This is a genomic window from Polaribacter sp. R2A056_3_33 (assembly GCF_019278485.1).
Lineage (GTDB): Bacteria > Bacteroidota > Bacteroidia > Flavobacteriales > Flavobacteriaceae > Polaribacter.
On record NZ_CP058984.1, the window covers coordinates 2242617 to 2260751 of the forward strand.

At 30.5% G+C, this 18135-nt stretch carries 18 protein-coding genes; 16 read left to right on the top strand and 2 right to left on the bottom strand.

Features of this window, described 5'->3' with window-relative positions:
* The first annotated feature begins 75 nt into the window (after positions 1–75).
* The 6 genes from H0I29_RS09360 (at position 76) to H0I29_RS09385 (ending at position 3638) form a co-directional block, all read left to right on the top strand.
* Positions 76–405: a hypothetical protein gene (locus H0I29_RS09360; protein WP_218732513.1), complete on the top strand. Its 330-nt coding sequence runs from the start codon at positions 76–78 to the stop codon at positions 403–405.
* Positions 406–506: 101 nt separating this feature from the next.
* Complete coding sequence (locus H0I29_RS09365; protein WP_218752077.1) at positions 507–836, top strand: hypothetical protein; 330 nt, start codon at positions 507–509, stop codon at positions 834–836.
* A gap of 97 nt (positions 837–933) precedes the next feature.
* Positions 934–1263, top strand: coding sequence for a hypothetical protein (locus tag H0I29_RS09370; RefSeq protein WP_218732516.1), 330 nt, complete (start codon positions 934–936; stop codon positions 1261–1263).
* 104 nt (positions 1264–1367) lie between these two features.
* The gene (locus tag H0I29_RS09375; protein WP_218732516.1) at positions 1368–1697 is read left to right on the top strand and encodes a hypothetical protein; all 330 of its coding nucleotides are present in this window, start codon (positions 1368–1370) and stop codon (positions 1695–1697) included.
* A gap of 94 nt (positions 1698–1791) precedes the next feature.
* Positions 1792–2154, top strand: a complete 363-nt coding sequence (locus H0I29_RS09380) for a hypothetical protein (protein ID WP_165731914.1) — start codon at positions 1792–1794, stop codon at positions 2152–2154.
* A 125-nt stretch (positions 2155–2279) separates the two neighbouring features.
* Positions 2280–3638 (top strand): sigma-54 dependent transcriptional regulator, encoded by a 1359-nt coding sequence (locus tag H0I29_RS09385; protein ID WP_218732517.1) that lies wholly within the window; start codon positions 2280–2282, stop codon positions 3636–3638.
* Here the strand turns inward: H0I29_RS09385 and H0I29_RS09390 are convergent.
* Positions 3631–6060, bottom strand: a complete 2430-nt coding sequence (locus tag H0I29_RS09390) for an ATP-binding protein (protein WP_218752078.1) — start codon at positions 6058–6060, stop codon at positions 3631–3633. The genes H0I29_RS09385 and H0I29_RS09390 overlap by 8 nt on opposite strands.
* A gap of 65 nt (positions 6061–6125) precedes the next feature.
* A complete protein-coding gene (locus H0I29_RS09395) occupies positions 6126–7343 on the bottom strand; it encodes a DUF5103 domain-containing protein (protein ID WP_218752079.1) in 1218 nt (405 codons plus the stop codon).
* Positions 7344–7547: 204 nt separating this feature from the next.
* On the opposite strand from H0I29_RS09395, the gene H0I29_RS09400 reads away from it, so the two are divergent.
* The 10 genes from H0I29_RS09400 to H0I29_RS09445 all read left to right on the top strand — a co-directional run bounded on the left by H0I29_RS09400 (position 7548) and on the right by H0I29_RS09445 (position 18085).
* Positions 7548–8897, top strand: coding sequence for a Na(+)-translocating NADH-quinone reductase subunit A (locus H0I29_RS09400; RefSeq protein ID WP_218752080.1), 1350 nt, complete (start codon positions 7548–7550; stop codon positions 8895–8897).
* A gap of 4 nt (positions 8898–8901) precedes the next feature.
* Entirely contained in the window at positions 8902–10101 is a 1200-nt protein-coding gene (locus tag H0I29_RS09405; protein WP_218732521.1) for an NADH:ubiquinone reductase (Na(+)-transporting) subunit B, read from the top strand.
* Between the two features lie 2 nt (positions 10102–10103).
* On the top strand, positions 10104–10850 hold the full coding sequence (locus H0I29_RS09410; protein WP_218732522.1) for a Na(+)-translocating NADH-quinone reductase subunit C: 747 nt from the start codon (positions 10104–10106) through the stop codon (positions 10848–10850).
* 3 nt (positions 10851–10853) lie between these two features.
* On the top strand, positions 10854–11501 hold the full coding sequence (locus H0I29_RS09415) for an NADH:ubiquinone reductase (Na(+)-transporting) subunit D (protein ID WP_218732523.1): 648 nt from the start codon (positions 10854–10856) through the stop codon (positions 11499–11501).
* A gap of 79 nt (positions 11502–11580) precedes the next feature.
* On the top strand, positions 11581–12309 hold the full coding sequence (gene nqrE / locus H0I29_RS09420; protein ID WP_218752081.1) for an NADH:ubiquinone reductase (Na(+)-transporting) subunit E: 729 nt from the start codon (positions 11581–11583) through the stop codon (positions 12307–12309).
* Between the two features lie 2 nt (positions 12310–12311).
* The gene (gene nqrF, locus H0I29_RS09425; RefSeq protein ID WP_218732525.1) at positions 12312–13622 is read left to right on the top strand and encodes an NADH:ubiquinone reductase (Na(+)-transporting) subunit F; all 1311 of its coding nucleotides are present in this window, start codon (positions 12312–12314) and stop codon (positions 13620–13622) included.
* Positions 13623–13862: 240 nt separating this feature from the next.
* Entirely contained in the window at positions 13863–15587 is a 1725-nt protein-coding gene (locus tag H0I29_RS09430; protein WP_218752082.1) for an OmpA family protein, read from the top strand.
* Positions 15588–15676: 89 nt separating this feature from the next.
* Positions 15677–16531 (top strand): hypothetical protein, encoded by an 855-nt coding sequence (locus H0I29_RS09435; protein ID WP_218752083.1) that lies wholly within the window; start codon positions 15677–15679, stop codon positions 16529–16531.
* Positions 16532–16695: 164 nt separating this feature from the next.
* Complete coding sequence (locus tag H0I29_RS09440) at positions 16696–17388, top strand: hypothetical protein (RefSeq protein ID WP_218752084.1); 693 nt, start codon at positions 16696–16698, stop codon at positions 17386–17388.
* Between the two features lie 34 nt (positions 17389–17422).
* Positions 17423–18085: a hypothetical protein gene (locus H0I29_RS09445; protein WP_218732529.1), complete on the top strand. Its 663-nt coding sequence runs from the start codon at positions 17423–17425 to the stop codon at positions 18083–18085.
* The last annotated feature ends 50 nt before the right edge of the window (positions 18086–18135 follow it).

Genomic DNA, 18135 nt, shown 5'->3' on the forward strand with positions numbered 1-18135 from the left:
AGGCTAGGGATCTATAATTATAAATTTCAAAATACCTAATCACAAAAAATAATTAATAATTAAAAACATACAATCATGAGAAAATTAATTTTAACAGTAACCGTAGCACTTTTAACAAGTGGAGTATCAGTATTTGCAGCAAACAATATCAATACAAACAATGCAGATGAAATAGTTGTTGTAGTAACTAATGATGATTTTAAAGAAATTTCAGCAAAGGAATTACCAGAAGCAGTTTCTAATGCAATTATAAAAAACTTTCCATCAGCTACAGTTAACAAACTATATGTAAATGGTAGTGAACAATATAAAATTGATCTTACTATTGATGAAACTGATGCTGTAGTTTATGCAGACAAAGAAGGGAATTGGATAGAAGAAGGTGATGTTGTAGTAAAAGAGTAAAGTTATAATAGTCTATATAGTAAAGTAGTTGTAGGTCTTAGGATCTTCAGTTTATAAATATTCAATCTTAAAGTAATTAATAATTTAAAAAATACAAAACCATGAGAAAATTAGTTTTAACAGTAACCGTAGCACTTTTAACAAGTGGAGTATCAGTATTTGCAGCGAACAATATCAATACAAACAATGCAGATGAAATTGTTGTTGTAGTAACCAATGACGATTTTAAAGAAATTAGCGTAAAAGAATTACCAGCAGCGGTTTCTAGTGCAATTGTAAAAGATTTTGGAACAGCAACAGCTATTAAAGCATATGTAAACGGAAGTGAGCAATATAAATTTGAACTTACTTTAGATGGAGAAGAAAAGGTAGTTTATGCAGATAAAGAAGGGAATTGGTTAGAAGAAGCCGATGTTGTAACAGCTGAATAATAGGTATGTATCAGTCAAGAAAAATAAAGTAATTATAGATCTAAAAGTCTTTAATTTAAAAGTATTCAATCATAAAATAATATAAAAATATAAAATCATGAGAAAATTAGTTTTAACATTAACCGTAGCAGTCTTAACAAGTGGAGCAACAGTATTTGCAGCAAACGATATCAATACAAATAATGTAGATGAAATTGTAGTTGTAGTAAGTAATGACGATTTTAAAGAAATCACATTAGAAGAATTACCAGAAGCAGTTTCTAACGCAGTTTTAAAAGATTTTCCAACAGCTACTGTTGTAAAAGCTTATGTAAATGGCAGTGAGCAGTATAAAATAGAATTGACTACTGATGGAACTGAAAGTGTGGTTTATGCTGATAAAGATGGAAATTGGTTAGAAGAATCTGATGTTGTAGTAATAGAGTAAAGTCCGGTTCATAAAAAATAAGTAACACAATTATAGGTCTAAGGAACCTTTAATTATCACATATTCAATCATAAAATAATTTAATAATATAAAAATATAAAATCATGAGAAAATTAGTTTTAACATTAACCGTAGCAGTCTTAACAAGTGGAGCAACAGTATTTGCAGCAAACGATATCAATACGAACAATGTAGACGAAATTGTAGTTGTAGTAAGTAATGACGATTTTAAAGAAATTACATTAGAAGAATTACCAGAAGCAGTTTCTAACGCAGTTTTAAAAGATTTTCCAACAGCTACTGTTGTAAAAGCTTATGTAAATGGCAGTGAGCAGTATAAAATAGAATTGACTACTGATGGAACTGAAAGTGTAGTTTACGCTGATAAAGATGGAAATTGGTTAGAAGAATCTGATGTTGTAGTAATAGAGTAAAGTCTGGTTCATAAAAACAAGTAACACAATTATAGGTTTAAGGGATCTTTAATTATCACACATTCAATTATAAAATAATCAAAAATATAAAATCATGAGAAAATTAGTTTTAACATTAACTGTAGCAGTTTTAACAAGTGGAGCAACAGTATTTGCAGCGAACGATATTAATACCAATAATGTAGACGAAATTGTGATGGTAGCAACCAATGACGATTTTAAAGAAATTGAAATAAAGGAATTACCAGAAGCGGTTTCTACCTCAATTTCAAGAGATTTTTCTACAGCCACTGTTGTTAAAGCATATCTAAATGATAGTGAGCAATACAAGATTGAACTTACTGCAGATGGAACAAAAGGTGTAGTTTATTTAGATAAAGAAGGTAACTGGTTAAAAGGTACAGACATTATAACAGCAAAAGAAGAAGGGGATTTTAGTGAAGAAAAAACTGAGTAGTAAAAAGTTTAAAAAATTTTTTAAACTCAATTTTTCAGAAGAGAAAGACATTTTTTAATTAAAATGTCTTTTTTTTGATTACAATCAATTTATCTTAATATTTTTGTAACAAATGTATAAGCTTTATGAAGGAGATTTTATTAGTTGAAGATGATGTAGCATTTTCAGAAATGTTGAAGCAGTTTCTTAAACGACATAAATATGTTGTGGAGGTGAGTTATAATATAAAAAATGCTTTACAACAGTTAGAAAAGAAGAATTACGATTTAGTTTTTACAGATTTACGTCTTCCAGATGGTGATGGAATTGCCTTGTTAAAGCAAATAAAACTTAGTAAAAAGGCTACTCCAGTAGTTTTAATGACTAGTTACGCAGAAGTTTCTACAGCTGTACAAGCAATGAAACAAGGGGCTTTTGATTATATTTCGAAACCTTTTAACCCAACTGAAGTCTTAGAAGTTATTAGCAATGCTTTAGAGGAAAAGGCAGATGATGTTGCCGAACATCAACAAAAACAACAAAAAGAGGCACAGCAAGAAAAAGAAAGAAGTAAAGCAGATACTGGTTTTGTAAAAGGTATTAGCAGTTCTTCTAAAGTTCTTGATGAATATATTGCTCTTGTAGCTCCTATTAATATGTCTGTGCTGGTTACGGGTGAAAGTGGTACTGGGAAAGAGGTTGTTGCAAAAACAATTCACTTACAAAGTCCTAGGCATAACAAACCATTTATAGCGGTAGATTGCGGTGCAATACCTAGAGAAATAGCTTCAAGTGAATTTTTTGGACATAAAAAAGGATCTTTTACAGGCGCTAATGAGGATAAGATTGGGCATTTTGAGTCTGCAAATGGAGGAACTCTTTTTTTAGATGAAGTTGGTAATTTGTCTTATGAAAATCAAATACAACTGTTACGTGCTTTGCAAGAAAGAAGAATTAAACCGGTTGGAAGTAGTAAAGAAATTAATGTTGATATTCGTTTAATCACCGCAACAAATGAAGATTTGCTTTTGGCAGTTGAAAAAGGTGATTTTAGAGAAGATTTGTACCATCGTTTAAATGAATTCTCTATAAAAGTCCCTAATTTAAAAGACAGAAAAGACGATTTAATCTTATATGCAGATTTCTTTTTAAACAAGGCAAACCAACAGTTGAATAAATCTGTAATTGGTTTTTCTAAAAAAGTATTAACTATTTTTCAGAATTATCAGTGGCCTGGTAACTTAAGGGAATTATCTAATGTGATTAAAAGAGCTACTTTGTTAACAAAAACAGAAGTTATTGACGTAGATGTTTTACCAAGTGAATTAACTAAAGTAAAAGAAAACACTGTTTCATCAAACAAATTTTCTACAAAAGAAAACGAAAAAGTACTCATTATTAGTGCGCTAGAAGAAGCAGGAAATAATAAGACTCAAGCAGCAAAATTATTAAATGTTACTAGAAAAACACTTTATAATAAAATGAAAGAGTATGACCTTAATTAAGGTACTCTTCTAAAGTTGTTATAAAAATATTTAACTGTTTCTCAAAATCAATAAATTCGGATTTATTAATAGTTGTCGTAGTTTCAAATACTTCTAAATAAGGAATTACGGCTTTTACCTCCAGCTGCTTAAACATACTAAGCATCTTGTGGCTTATTTCATTTAGCTTCTTAATATCAGTTTCTTCTTTGGCTTTTATTAGTGTTAAGCTATTCTTTTTAGTGTCTTCTAAAAAAATATGTAAGGTGTTTTTTATGGAAGTAATATCATTACCTAAAAAAGATTGTAAAGATTTTATACTAAAACCTACAGTTGCTTTTTCAGCACCTTCTACTACTTTGGTTTTAAGTGGTATGCTACTCGACTTAAAAAAGCGATGTAAAACATCTTGAAGTTGGTTAGAGTTAAAAGGTTTTATCAATACTTCTGCAAAGCCAATTTTTAAATACTCTTCTCTAGAAATATTTGCACGTCCGGTCATTGCGATAATCGGTTGATTTTTATAAAGTTTATGATTTTTAAGGATTTCCATAAAATGGATTCCATTCATTTTTGGAAGTTGAATATCTGTAATTACAAAATCATATGAAATTTCATCTATAGCATTAATAGCATTTTGTGCATTCTCAAATGTGTATACTTTAATATTAAATTGTTTTAAAAAATCATTTAAAAGTAGGCGAACAGAAGCATCGTCTTCTACAACAACAGCGGTTAAGTTAAAAGCAGTAGTTGTCTTTTTAGTTTCTTCAGTTTTTATAATTGGTTTGTCAGATAATTTTACTGGTATTTTTAAGGTAAAAGTACTTCCTACATTTAGTTTGCTATCTAGAGTTAGTTTTCCGCCTAAAAGTTCTACTAATTTTTTAGAGATGGTTAAGCCCAAACCAAAACCTTTTAAATTGTTGTCGCTTGCATTTTCTGCTTGATTAAAAGCATTAAAAATAGTTGCCTTTTTGTCTTTACTAATCCCGATTCCAGTATCTATAATTAAAATTTCTAAGGTACTTTTGTGGTCTTGTTGCTTTATAGAACTTTGAATAGTAATAGTGCCCTCGTTTGTAAATTTACACGCATTTACAATTAAATTATATAGAATCTGTTTAATTCGAAAAGGATCACTAATAATAAGACTGTTAATGGAATCGTCCTGTTTAACAACAAAGCGTACAGGTTTGTCTTGAATGATATTTTTCGAATTTAGAATAATCTCATTAATATAATTCTCTAGGTTAAAAGGAATAGATTCTATAGCAATATGACCATTTTCTAGTTTAGAGAATTCTAAAAGATCATTTACCAACTGCCCCATATATGTCGATGCGCTTCGTATATGGTCTAAATAATTTTTGTCTTTTGTGTTTTCTGTCGATTTTTGGAGTAGTTCACTAAAACCAGAAATAGTACTTAGCGGAGTTCTTAAATCATGGCTTACCATAGAAATTAACTGTTCCCTACTTTTTAAAAGTGACTGTGTTGTGCTATTCGCCTTTTCTAATTGTAAACGATAGCGCTGGGTTTTCCAGAAATCACTTAAAATTATTATAGAAAAAATAATAATGATGATAAAACTAATTCCGGCTGCAAATAAGATAATTTTTCTACTCTGGTTTAATGTTGCTTCTCGTTGCTTGTCCATATTACTAGTGTAGAAAAGGATGTCTTTTTCAAGATTTTCTAATAATTCTTGTAGTTTTCTAGAAATGGTTAAATCATTATTTATAAGTTCATTTTGTTTTTTCCTAAGGTAAAAGCGCTGGCTGTTGTTTTTATTTTGAGCCTCTTTTAGCATTTTTCTAGAAATAGAAACTAACGAGTCTATTTGCTTTTGTTCAATATTATTGATAGAATCTTTGGGTACGTATTGGTTTAGAGCTAGTGCAAAATTTTCTAACTTAGAACTCGTTCCGTTATCAAAATATAAAGGATTTTTAATAAAATCATTTATTGTAATTTTTAAAAGTAAAGAATCTATAGAGCCTAATTTATTTATAGCTTCAGTTATAGGCTTGTTAGAATCATAATTGGTATTTAGATCTTTTAAATCTATAATGTTTTTCAGTTTTTTATCAATAATTAATTTTATACTATCTAAAATAAACTCTTGAGAATTGTTAGTAACAATAAGGCTCAGTGAGTCTATTTTTGATACTAATTTTTTGTTTTCTTCTAGGTATTCATTAAATTTTGTTGGAGAATTTAACTGTAGTGCAGCTCTAGCGATGCTTTCATTTTTGTATATGTGGGCTATTAAAGTTCCGGTTCTAACAATCACATTTCTATCGGAGATATCTTGTTTTTGTAATTGTGTAAATGTTTTTAGTTCAGAAAGCACTAAAAAACCAGCAATAGTTGCTAAAAGACCAAGTATGATGTAGCCTATTATAACTTTAAAAGTAATATTCTTTTTTAATGATTTCATAAAGTAGTATGTGTGTAATATTTTTTAAAGCATGCTAATTTTATAATAAAAAAGCAATATTTTGTTTACCTATTCTGATTGAAATAACCTGTTCCAATACCGATTACACGTTCATAAAAACTACCAAAAGGTTTGTAATATACAATTACAGTGTATTCGTTTTCGGTTTCATAAAATGTACCAAGTATATCATTTGTATTTACATTTCCATTAGCATCTAAAGTAACAAAAGTGTAATTATAAAAACCTTGTTTTAAAAGCATATTTGCAGCATAGTATTTTTCCTTAGAATTATACTCCATTCTGTTTTCTTCCGTAATCTTAAAATCATTAAAAGCACCGTAAACATAAAGATCTTTATTAGTAATAGGTTCATCAGCCAAAACAGAAAAGTGCATCATTGCATAATCTGCTTCCGTTCTAGAATCATCTGCTTCTATAGTTCTAACCACAAATTGTCCGTTAATATCTGGGTTGTATTTGTATTCGTTAAATTGATTAAACGTATAAGGATATAAATAATGATGAAAAACATCTTCCTTAATTACTTTTACTACGTTTAAACTATTATTTCTAATAATCTTATTATCGAAATACAAGTACTCGTTTCCTCCCCAAAAATTAGTTTTGTTGGTGTACGTATATAATAATTGATTGGGTTTAAAAAAGGTAGGTTGTAGGTCTGTTATTTTTTCGTTCCAATTATTATTTTTTAAGATAACAACATTTATTTCTTGACTAGGGTTGTTTATCTGTATGTTTGGATGCGTTATAGAAAACTGAACCGTTTGTTGTGTGTTTAATGTTTTTGTATTTCTACTTCTTTCTACGGATACACCAACGGTAGTCGCATTTTCGTACAAAACAAAACGCCTTGTAAACATAAGCTCATCATAACTATTTAAAACAGATAAAAGGTAGTTTCCACTTTTGGTAATTACGGTATTTACATTCGGTATTTGAACAGAATAATGGGAGTAACTTTGTAATGTGTTAAAAGAATTGGTTACTTCTATAATGGTATTTTGATCAAAACCATTAATGTATTGGCTAGATGACAATCTGCTAGGTTCCCAATCATGCGTCATGTGTGCTATTTTGTATTGATAATCTTTACTATCTGCATCTAAATCATCAAAAGATAATTCTAATACAGTGCCTAAAGGAACAATGGCAGAAAAGTTGTTTTCTTGCAGTGGTCTTAACTGAATAGATTTTATGTTTTGCGAAAAAGAGTTTAGGCAAAATAGGATTGAAACAGTGATTAGAAGCTTTTTATACATGTTACAAAAATAGTGTTCATTTGTTTTAATTATCAATATTTAAGCCAAAATTTATAACTTAAACGTTTTCATTTATTCGTATTATTTAGATTAATTATAAATAAGAATATTTAACTAAGATAAAAGTTAAAATGTTTCACTCATACATAGCAAAAAGCCTAAATTTGCTTGATTTTTTAAGATAACTAACAATTCCAATTTACTATGTCAAAAGACATTCGTATTAAAAAAGGCTTAGATATTAAGCTTATTGGCGCTGCAGAAAAAACGACTAAAGAGGTTTCTTTAAGTAGTATTTATGCGGTTAAGCCAGAAGACTTTCACGGAATTACACCTAAACTTGTAGCCAAAGAAGGAGCAGAAGTAAAAGCAGGAGAAGTACTTTTTTATTCAAAAAGTGACGAACGCATTTTATTTCCTAGTCCTGTTTCTGGTAAAGTAGTAGAGGTTATACGTGGAGCAAGAAGAAAAGTATTAGCAGTTAAAATTTCTGCAGACACAACACAAGAATATAAAGATTTCGGGGCTAAAGATGCAGCTAAAATGTCTGCAGAAGAAGTTAAGAATCATTTATTTGCTTCTGGTTGTTGGCCATTTGTAAAACAACGTCCTTTTGATGTTGTTGCAAATCCAAACCAAGCACCTAAAGCTATTTTTGTTTCTGGGTATGCAAGTGCACCTTTAGCAGCAGACTTAGATTTTACTTTAGCAGGTAAAGAAGCCGAATTGCAAGCAGCAATTACAGCAGTTTCTAAACTAACTGAAGGTAAAGTGCATGTTTCTGTAGGAGCCAATTCTAACTCACCTTTAGCTAACATAAAAGGAATAGAATTGCACAAGGTTTCTGGTCCGCATCCTTCTGGGAATGTGAGTACTTTAATTGCAAATATAGATCCTATTAACAAAGGAGAAGTTGTTTGGGTAGTTACACCACAAGACTTAATTGTTATTGGAGAATTACTTTTAACAGGTAAGTATAATGCAACTAGAACAGTAGCTTTAACAGGTTCTAAATTTAGTAATCCACAATATGTTACTGCTATTGCAGGAGCAACTATTGCAGATGTTACTGCTGGAAATTTAGTAAATGATAATACAAGAATCATTAGTGGAAACGTACTTTCTGGAAAGCAAGTAAAAGAAGCGGATTCTTTAGGGTATTATGACAATCAGATTACTGCAATTCCAGAAGGAGATGATTATGAATTATTTGGTTGGAACAAACCAGTTTTTAATAAAGTATCTACATCTAGAGCATTAACTTTTTCTTGGTTAACGCCAAAGAAAAAATACGATTTAAATACAAACACAAACGGAGAGCATAGAGCATTTGTTGTAACAGGTTCTTACGAAAATGTTTTTCCTTTAGATATTTATCCAATGCAATTGTTAAAAGCATGTATGTATAAAGATTTAGATGAAATGGAAGCTTTAGGAGGTTACGAAGTAGCTCCGGAAGATTTTGCACTAACAGAATTTATTTGTGTATCTAAACAACCTCACCAGAAAATAATACGTGAAGGTTTAGATTTAATGAGAGAAGAATTAGGATAAGATTATGGGCTTAAAACAAAATTTACATAATTTAAAAGAGAAATATAAAGGAACCAAAATGGCACCTGCATTTAATGCAATCCATACCTTTTTATATTTACCAAATGATGTTACTCACGGAGGAACTCATATAAAAGCAGCAGACGATTTAAAGCGTACCATGAATACGGTAATTATGGCTTTAGTTCCTTGTTTGCTTTTTGGAATGTTTAATGCAGGTTATCAACACTATGCAGCAATAGATGGTTCTTTAAGAGCAGATGTATTAGCTAACTTTTTTACGTTAGATAATCTTTGGATTGGAATCTTAAAAGTATTACCACTAGTAATTGTTTCTTACGGAGTTGGTCTTGGAGTAGAATTTATTTTTGCGATCATTAAAGGTCATGAAGTAGAAGAAGGATACTTAGTAACAGGTATGTTAGTGCCATTAATTGTACCAGTTGATACACCGTTATGGATGTTGGCTGTTGCCGTTGTTTTTGGTGTAGTAATCGGTAAAGAAGTTTTTGGTGGTACAGGAATGAATATCTTAAACCCTGCTTTAACCATTAGAGCTTTCTTATTTTTCGCATATCCAACATGGATGTCTGGAGATAAAGTTTGGGTACATGATGCTGTAAATAGAGCAGGAACTGCAGATGCAATTTCTGGTGAAACTATTTTAGGTAGTTATGCTCAAAACAGTGAGGTGATTTATTCTAATTTTGATAAGTTCATGGGATTCATTCCTGGTTCTGTTGGAGAAACATCTACATTATTAATCCTTTTAGGAGCTGCTTTCTTAATCTTTACTAAGATTGGAAGTTGGAGAATTATTGTTTCTACATTTTTAGGGGCAGCCGTTATGGGATTAATCTTTAATCAAATTGTAGCAGCAGATATTATTACAGAATCTAGTTCGTTTTACGGATTAATGAATACTGTTTGGTGGGAACACTTAATGATTGGTGGTTTAGCATTTGGAGCTGTTTTTATGGCTACAGATCCTGTAACAGCATCACAAACAAATAAAGGGAAATGGATTTACGGTTTCTTAATTGGTTTTATGTCAATTATGATTCGTGTATTTAACCCTGCGTACCCAGAAGGAGTATTTTTAGCAATCTTATTAATGAATGTTTTTGCTCCAACAATAGATCATTATGTGGTACAAGGAAATGTAAAGAAAAGATTAAAACGTACTAAAGTTAAAACTGCCTAATTATGAGTAAGAGAACAGATAGTAATTCATATACAATGATTTTTGCCGTAGCAATGGTATTAGTTGTTGGTACTATGTTGGCTTTTACGGCTTCGTCTTTAAGACCAACCATAACAGCTAATCAACGTATAGAAAAACAGCAAAATATCTTGTACGCTATGGGCGTAAATGATAATGACGAAACAAGTGCAAACTTTGTTTCTACAGATATTGCTCAAGAGGAATTTAAAAAATACATTAAAAAACAATTAGTTATTCAAGGTGATAAAGTTACTGAGGATGATAAAGCGTTTTTAATTGATATTAAAAAAGAACAAACAAGCGCAAAAGAAGGAAACGAACGTCGCTTACCTTTGTTTATAGGTGAGAAAGATGGTGTTACTTTTTATATTGCACCAATTAGAGGAAAAGGACTTTGGGATGCAATTTGGGCTTATATTTCTATAGATAAGGACATGGTTATACAAGGTGCTTACTTTGATCATAAAGGAGAAACTGCTGGTTTAGGTGCAAACATAAAACAACGTTTTTTTATGGATGATTTTATTGGAGAACACTTATTATCTAGCAATGGAAACTTTAAAGGAGTTGATGTAGCAAAAGGTAATAACGACCCTATGAACGTAGACAAAACGGATAATGAGGTAGATGCCATCGCTGGAGCAACAATTACAGGTAACGGAGTGTCTGCAATGATTAAAGATGAGTTAAAGCTTTACATTCCTTATTTTAAAACTTTAAAAAAATAATTTATGGGACTTTTATCAAAAAAAGACGCAGCATTAATTACAGATCCTTTATTAGATGACAACCCTATTACTATACAAGTATTAGGTATTTGTTCTGCTTTAGCTATTACAGCAGAATTAAAAGCATCTATTATTATGGCGTTTTCAGTAATGGCAGTATTAGCTGTAGGAAACGTGGTTATTTCATTAATGCGTAACATTATACCATCTAAAATTAGAATTATTGTACAACTAGTTGTAGTTGCTGCTTTAGTAATTGTGGTAGATTTAGTTTTAAAAGCTTTTGCTTACGAACTGAGTAAAACACTTTCTGTTTTTGTTGGGTTAATTATTACAAACTGTATTATTATGGGACGTTTTGAAGCTTTTGCTTTAGCAAACGGACCTTGGAAATCTTTCTTAGATGGAATTGGTAATGCCGCAGGTTATGGTTTAATTTTAGTTATTGTAGGTTTCTTTAGAGAATTGTTAGGTTCTGGTACTTTATTAGGATTTAAAGTTTTAGGAGATCCTATTACTAAAACAGGTTTGTATGCATTTGGTTACGAGAATAATGGATTTATGATTATGCCTCCAATGGCATTAATTGTAGTTGGTATTATTATTTGGATACAGCGTAGTAAAAATACATCATTAATAGAAGAAAATTAAAATGAGTTTGTAGTAAGCAGTTATAGTTTGCAGTAAAATGCTCACTAAATACTGATACTAAAAACTGAAAACTAAAAATATGGAACATATAGAATTATTTTTCAAATCGATATTTATAGATAACATGGTATTTTCAGTATTCTTAGGAATGTGTTCTTACCTTGCCGTATCTAAAAAAGTAACTACTGCCGTTGGTTTAGGAGCTGCTGTAATTTTTGTATTAGCAGTAACGGTACCATTAAACTGGTTATTAGATCAATATATCTTGCAACCAGGCGCATTAAAATGGTTGGGTGCAGAGTATGCAGAATACGACTTAAGTTTCTTATCATTCATCATGTTTATTGCAACGATTGCAACCATGGTACAATTGGTAGAGATTATTGTTGAAAAATTCTCACCTTCATTATACAATTCATTAGGTATTTTCTTACCGTTAATTGCAGTAAACTGTGCTATTTTAGGTGGAAGTTTATTTATGCAATCTCGTGAGATTCCTACCTTAGGTTTAGCTTTAACTTACGGAGTTGGTTCTGGAATTGGATGGTTTTTAGCTATTGTAGCAATTGCTGCAATTCGTGAAAAAATTAGATACTCTAACGTTCCACCTGCTTTAAGAGGTTTAGGAATTACGTTTATCATTACAGGATTAATGGCTATTGGATTTATGAGCTTTGGAGGAATGTTAACTGGTGGTGGTGATGAAGAAGAAGAAAAGCCAGCTACAGAAGCTAGCATTAAGAAAGAAGAAGTAAAAACAGCTACGAAAGAAATTGTAGCTGTAAACACAAATACAAACCAAGAGTAGATATGATATTAGCAGCAGGTACAACAGGAACCATAATTGCAACAGTAGCAGCTTTTTTAGTATTAACACTGGTATTGGTAGCATTATTATTATTTGTAAAACAAAAACTATCGCCATCTGGTCCAGTAACAATTACTATTAATGGTGAGCGTAAAATAGAAGTTGGTTCAGGAAGTTCTCTTCTATCAACTTTAGGAAACGAAAAGATATTTTTACCATCTGCATGTGGAGGTGGTGGAACTTGTATTCAATGTGAGTGTCACGTAAATTCTGGTGGAGGTGAAGCTTTGCCAACAGAAATACCTAACTTTACTCGTAAAGAATTAAAAGAAGGAATTCGTTTAGCTTGTCAAGTAAAAGTAAAACAAGATATGGATATTTCTATTCCAGAAGAAATTTTTGGAATTAAGAAATTTGATGCCGTTGTTGTTAGAAATTACAACGTAGCGACTTTTATTAAGGAGTTTGTTGTTGAAATTCCGGAAGATATGGGGTATAAAGCAGGTGGATATATTCAAATTGAAATTCCAGCTTGTGAGGTAAAATATTCTGATATGGATATTACCGCACACCCAGAAGAGCACGATACACCAGATAAGTTTGAAGGTGAGTGGGATAAGTTTAACTTACGTCCATTAGTAATGAAAAATACAGAAACTATAGAAAGAGCATATTCTATGGCTTCTTACCCAGCAGAGGGAAGAGAAATTATGTTAAATGTACGTATTGCAACACCTCCTTTTGATAGAGTAAAAGGTGGCTGGATGGATGTTAATCCTGGTATTGCATCTTCATATATTTTCAACCTTAAAAAAGGAGATAAATGTGTTATTTCTGGACCTTATGGAGAGTTCTTTATTAATGAGTCTGAAGCAGAAATGTTATATGTAGGTGGTGGAGCAGGTATGGCACCAATGCGTTCTCACTTATATCATTTATTCAGAACCTTAAAAACGGGTAGAAAAGTAACATATTGGTATGGAGGTCGTTCTAAAGCAGAATTATTTTATATCGAACACTTTAGAGCATTGGAAAAAGATTTTCCAAACTTTAAATTCTATATTGCTTTATCTGACCCAACTGAGGCAGATAACTGGACAAAGAAAACAGATATTCATGATGAAGCTGGAGATGGTTTTGTTGGGTTTATTCACAATTGTGTAATTGATAATTATTTATCTAAACATGACTCACCAGAAGATTTAGAATTGTATTTCTGTGGACCTCCATTAATGAACAATGCAGTTCAGAAAATGGGTGAAGATTTTGGTCTTGCAGACGAAAATATTCGTTTTGATGATTTTGGAGGATAGACTTCAATCAATTATAATATTACAAACCGATTCAGAAATGAATCGGTTTTTTTGTGGGGTTAACTTTCTAAAATATACAGATACCCTTCTATATAACCTCATCATTACCATTTATAGATTGAAAACGTCAGTTTATATAATCACTCTATAAAAGATTGAAATTTAATAGAATATTTGTTCTGTATTAATCAGATAAGAAGCAATAAAGAAGAAATGCTTTTTTGTAAAACAAACTCTATTATGAAAAATTTATTAAAAGTAATATTAATGCTATTTGTATTTGCAAATGCATTTTTATCAATGGGGCAACAACAGTCTCTAGACAAAAATTATTTACAATTAAGTCCCAGAGTTGGATACGATTTTCCGACCTATAATAACAATACACCCTATATCGATTATAAAGGTGGTTTAGATTTAGGAATTTCCTTAGATTATTACTGGACATGGTTTGGGCTAGGTGTAGATTTTGATTACATCAAAAACAAGCCAGAAAGTACGTATCCAATTATTGCAAGTACTTTACCTACAACCTTATCCGAAGCTAAAATTACACGTATGTTTTATGGAATTGGCCCAAATGTGCAAATAAGAAGTAATTCTGGTAAATTTAAAACTGAATTTAATACACGTTTTGGATTAGCATCCATAAAAGGTGGTAGAACACTTTTAGCAGGTCCAACAGCAGCAAACATATTAAATTTTCATGCTGGTTATAATGCATCAAGTGTATTTACATTTAAAGGTCAGGTTCGTTTTACTTATTTCTTATCCGAAAATTTTGGAATTAATGCAGGAGCCTATTATATGCGACACTTCGGTGTTACAGAGTTAAATGAAGGTGGACTTTCTGCAAGTTACCAACCCTTTACGGAGGATGCTGGAGAATTTTATATTGATCAAGGAAATCCGATGGTAAGAAGTGAACCGTGCGATTGCGATATTTCATCAGTTGGTTTATTTGCAGGGGTTACTTTCAAGTTCAGTAAAAAGGAAAAATCTTGTCCAGTTTGTGGTGAAAATCACACACCTTATTGTTGTGCAACTTGTGGTTGTAATGTAACGGTAACAGCCAAAGATAAATTTACAGGAGAAACGTTGCCTAATACAGATGTTGTATTAACTGATCTAAATGGTAATATTGTACAAACTGCTACTACAAATTCTTATGGAGTTGTTGTTTTTACAGAAGTGCCAGAAGATAATTACGTAATTAGAGGAAAACTATACAATGTTACATTAGAAGAAGGAAGCATTACAAAAGAAGATTTTAAAAACTGTAAAAAGGAAAGTGCAGGTATACAAAAAGTGATTGTATATGCTGATGAAAATTTCATCTTAAAAGGAAATGTGGTAGAATGTAATTCTCCTAACGGAATACAAGGCGTAGATATTATCTTAAAAAATAAGCTTAGAGCAGGGCAAAAAAACACACTATCTGATGCAGAAGGAGATTTTATCTTTCATTTAAAACAAGCTTCAAGGTATGGCTTAAATGGTAAAAAAGATGGTTATTTCTCTAATGAAGTAGAAGTGGTTACCAATTCTTACAATAGAGAAAGCACTTTATTTATTGATTTTGAAATGTGTATAGATCCATGTGGAGTTGCCATTAAATTAGACAATATAAACTTCGATTTAGACAAAGCAATTATTTTACCAGCTGCAAAACCAGATTTAGATTATGTGGTGAAGTTAATGCAAGACAACCCAAGTATTACTGTAGAAATGTCTTCTCACACAGATAGCCAAGGAGGTGATGATTATAATCTAAGTTTATCTCAAAGAAGAGCAGATGCTACGGTAAATTATATTGTTGGTAAAGGCATTTCAAGAAGTAGGCTAGTTGGCCGTGGAGCAGGAGAGAGTGAATTAAAGAATACCAAATGTGCTAATAACGTACCATGTACAGATGACGAACATAGAATAAACCGAAGAACTGAGTTTAAAGTAGTTTGCTTTTAATAAGAATTTGTTTGAGTTAATTAATAATTAGTAAACCAAGTCAAGGCAGTAAAATGCTGTCTTGACTTACATTTAAAAACCTAGAAAATATGAAAACGAGATATAAAAATAGAAGAATTTTAAAATATGTAAGTATACTCTTTAGCTTGTTCGTGTTGATGAATTTTGTGAGTTGTAGTAATGATGAAAGTTGTGATTATGATTTGGAAGATGACGGATTTCCTTTTGCGTGTAGTGAAGGTATGGATGTAGCTTTTTTAATTGATTATACTGGAAGTATGGGAGGAGCAATAGATGGTATTAAAAGTTCTGTTGCTGCAATTGCAAATACAATCGTTACTGAGTCTGGGGGAGATTATAGACTCTCTTTATCAATTTTTGATGAACAACCAGAAGGTAATTTACCAGCTTATGCTGCCCAAACGGATTATGTAAGTTTGCCTGCAGGGCAAAAAGTAGTAAATTCTACATTTGCAACAAGGGATCAGTATTTAACTATGATGGAAAAATTTGGAACAAATAATAAAACTTCATTTAGTAATCAATTAGCAAAACTAAATGGAGCATTAAGTTTAGGTTCTGGAGTTGGGTCACCAGAACCTGGAGGCTTATTATTTAATGAACTGATAAATAATAGTTTTGCAGGAAATTGGAGAACAACTAATATTACTAAACTAGCTATAATTATAACTGATGCTGTTGCAGGTGGAGATGATGATATTGCTAATGGAATCGATGACACGTATTTGGCATCTCTTGCAGCAAAAGCAAACCTAGATGGTATTCAGGTCATTTTAGTTTCATCATTGGCTACATCAAATTATGAAATAAGTTTAGTAGATATCAATAACGGAGGTTTAAAACTTATGAATGCAAACTTGAACAATGTAGGTACAGATATTATTAAGCTAATTGAAGATATTTGTGTTAATAATGAAAAATAATTATACTAATATTACTAATAATCATTCATGAAAAGGCAATGGAGATTGTATCAAAGTTGCTTTTTTAAACATTATCTTCAAAACGAATACAGAGGTTATTTTTTTTGATATCAAACATTTTTTTTAACATTTCATTAATTAACATTAACTTTCAAGAAAAAAATATGAAAAATTTAAAAATCAAACACCTTTTTTACGCAACTATTACTGCTTTCATGTTTTATTCTTGTGCAAGCCCAATTGAAATATATGAAAAATCAGGGCACGCTATTACAATGAAACAAAGCCACATTTTATATGAAAATTACAATGAAAACCTAAAACCTATTATTGAAAAAACTCAAAATTCTATTCTGCAAAGAGAAGGATATGAAGGGACTGAATATGTATTGGTTAGCATACAACAATTAGAAAATTACATTCGATTTTTAAAGGAAGTAGAAAAAACGAATAAAGGTAATGAGAACAACAAAGTAACTGGAATTGCAATATTTTTAGGAGCTCATGATAAAACGAAAACACTTAGTTCTATGCCTAAATTTAATCATAATATTAAGAGTTTTGAAGAGATGAATGAAAAAAATGATAGGTTAGTTGGAGACATGAGACATAGAGAAACAGTTTTTTTAGCTCCAACCTTTAGAGAAAACCATAAAGATTCAATATTTACAAATGAGTTTCAAAGACATATTCCTTTTTTTATTGAATATACAGACCAAAATAATAAATATAAAGGAACTTATAAATATTTATTGCCTTACCTAAGAAATAAGAAAACTGAAAGTGCTACAAGATCTTTAGAAAGAAACTCAAGTTTAAATGCAGATGAGTTTAATATTATGCCACCAAGGCAATAACTTCTATAAAATAGCAACTAAAAAATAAATAATTTTGTTAGAAGTAATATATGATTCTGTAGTTTACTATCATTTATATTTGCAGATTATTCCTGCAATTATTGGTTTATTTTATATTAAGAAACTAGATGTTAAATATCGATATTTTGTACTATTGCTTTGGTATGGGGTGTTTAATGAAATTTTTGCTTTATACTATGGTAGATATATTGTAATACAAAAAAATGCAGTTTTTTATAATATATATAATGTCATTTACTTTAGTTATCTATTTTGGTTATTCTTTTCTAAATTCAATAGTAAAATATTTAAGAAAATAATTATATTTTTTGGAGTTCTATATTTTACAGTTGTTGCGTATGAATTACTGATTAAACAAATAGATTACACTAGTCAGAGTTTTTTAGAGTCTTACATAATTGGTGGATTTAGTATTTTAATTTTTGTAGCTTATTATTTAATGATGTTATTAACATCTAGTAAGCAAGAAAATGTATATTCAAATTTATTACTATGGATAGCTATTGCACATTTTATCTACTATTTAGGCTTTATACCTTTTAAAGTAGGTCAAAATTATTTTGCAAATTTTAAACAGTTTCATCATTTGTTTAGTTTATTAATTACAATTACAAGTTTAAAAAGTATCATTTTAAGTATCGGTTTTATATGCACTCACCAGAAGGTTCAATCATAGGTTATTCAATATTAATACTCGTTTTTTTAGGGGTATTACTAGTATTGCTT

Excerpts from the sequence above, each read along its gene's own strand:
- H0I29_RS09360 (WP_218732513.1), top strand. The coding sequence starts at position 76 with ATGAGAAAATTAATTTTAACAGTAACCGTAGCACTTTTAACAAGTGGA.
- H0I29_RS09365 (WP_218752077.1), top strand. The coding sequence starts at position 507 with ATGAGAAAATTAGTTTTAACAGTAACCGTAGCACTTTTAACAAGTGGA.
- H0I29_RS09370 (WP_218732516.1), top strand. The coding sequence starts at position 934 with ATGAGAAAATTAGTTTTAACATTAACCGTAGCAGTCTTAACAAGTGGA.
- H0I29_RS09375 (WP_218732516.1), top strand. The coding sequence starts at position 1,368 with ATGAGAAAATTAGTTTTAACATTAACCGTAGCAGTCTTAACAAGTGGA.
- H0I29_RS09380 (WP_165731914.1), top strand. The coding sequence starts at position 1,792 with ATGAGAAAATTAGTTTTAACATTAACTGTAGCAGTTTTAACAAGTGGA.
- H0I29_RS09385 (WP_218732517.1), top strand. The coding sequence starts at position 2,280 with ATGAAGGAGATTTTATTAGTTGAAGATGATGTAGCATTTTCAGAAATG.
- H0I29_RS09390 (WP_218752078.1), bottom strand. The coding sequence starts at position 6,060 with ATGAAATCATTAAAAAAGAATATTACTTTTAAAGTTATAATAGGCTAC.
- H0I29_RS09395 (WP_218752079.1), bottom strand. The coding sequence starts at position 7,343 with ATGTATAAAAAGCTTCTAATCACTGTTTCAATCCTATTTTGCCTAAAC.
- H0I29_RS09400 (WP_218752080.1), top strand. The coding sequence starts at position 7,548 with ATGTCAAAAGACATTCGTATTAAAAAAGGCTTAGATATTAAGCTTATT.
- H0I29_RS09405 (WP_218732521.1), top strand. The coding sequence starts at position 8,902 with ATGGGCTTAAAACAAAATTTACATAATTTAAAAGAGAAATATAAAGGA.
- H0I29_RS09410 (WP_218732522.1), top strand. The coding sequence starts at position 10,104 with ATGAGTAAGAGAACAGATAGTAATTCATATACAATGATTTTTGCCGTA.
- H0I29_RS09415 (WP_218732523.1), top strand. The coding sequence starts at position 10,854 with ATGGGACTTTTATCAAAAAAAGACGCAGCATTAATTACAGATCCTTTA.
- nqrE (WP_218752081.1), top strand. The coding sequence starts at position 11,581 with ATGGAACATATAGAATTATTTTTCAAATCGATATTTATAGATAACATG.
- nqrF (WP_218732525.1), top strand. The coding sequence starts at position 12,312 with ATGATATTAGCAGCAGGTACAACAGGAACCATAATTGCAACAGTAGCA.
- H0I29_RS09430 (WP_218752082.1), top strand. The coding sequence starts at position 13,863 with ATGAAAAATTTATTAAAAGTAATATTAATGCTATTTGTATTTGCAAAT.
- H0I29_RS09435 (WP_218752083.1), top strand. The coding sequence starts at position 15,677 with ATGAAAACGAGATATAAAAATAGAAGAATTTTAAAATATGTAAGTATA.
- H0I29_RS09440 (WP_218752084.1), top strand. The coding sequence starts at position 16,696 with ATGAAAAATTTAAAAATCAAACACCTTTTTTACGCAACTATTACTGCT.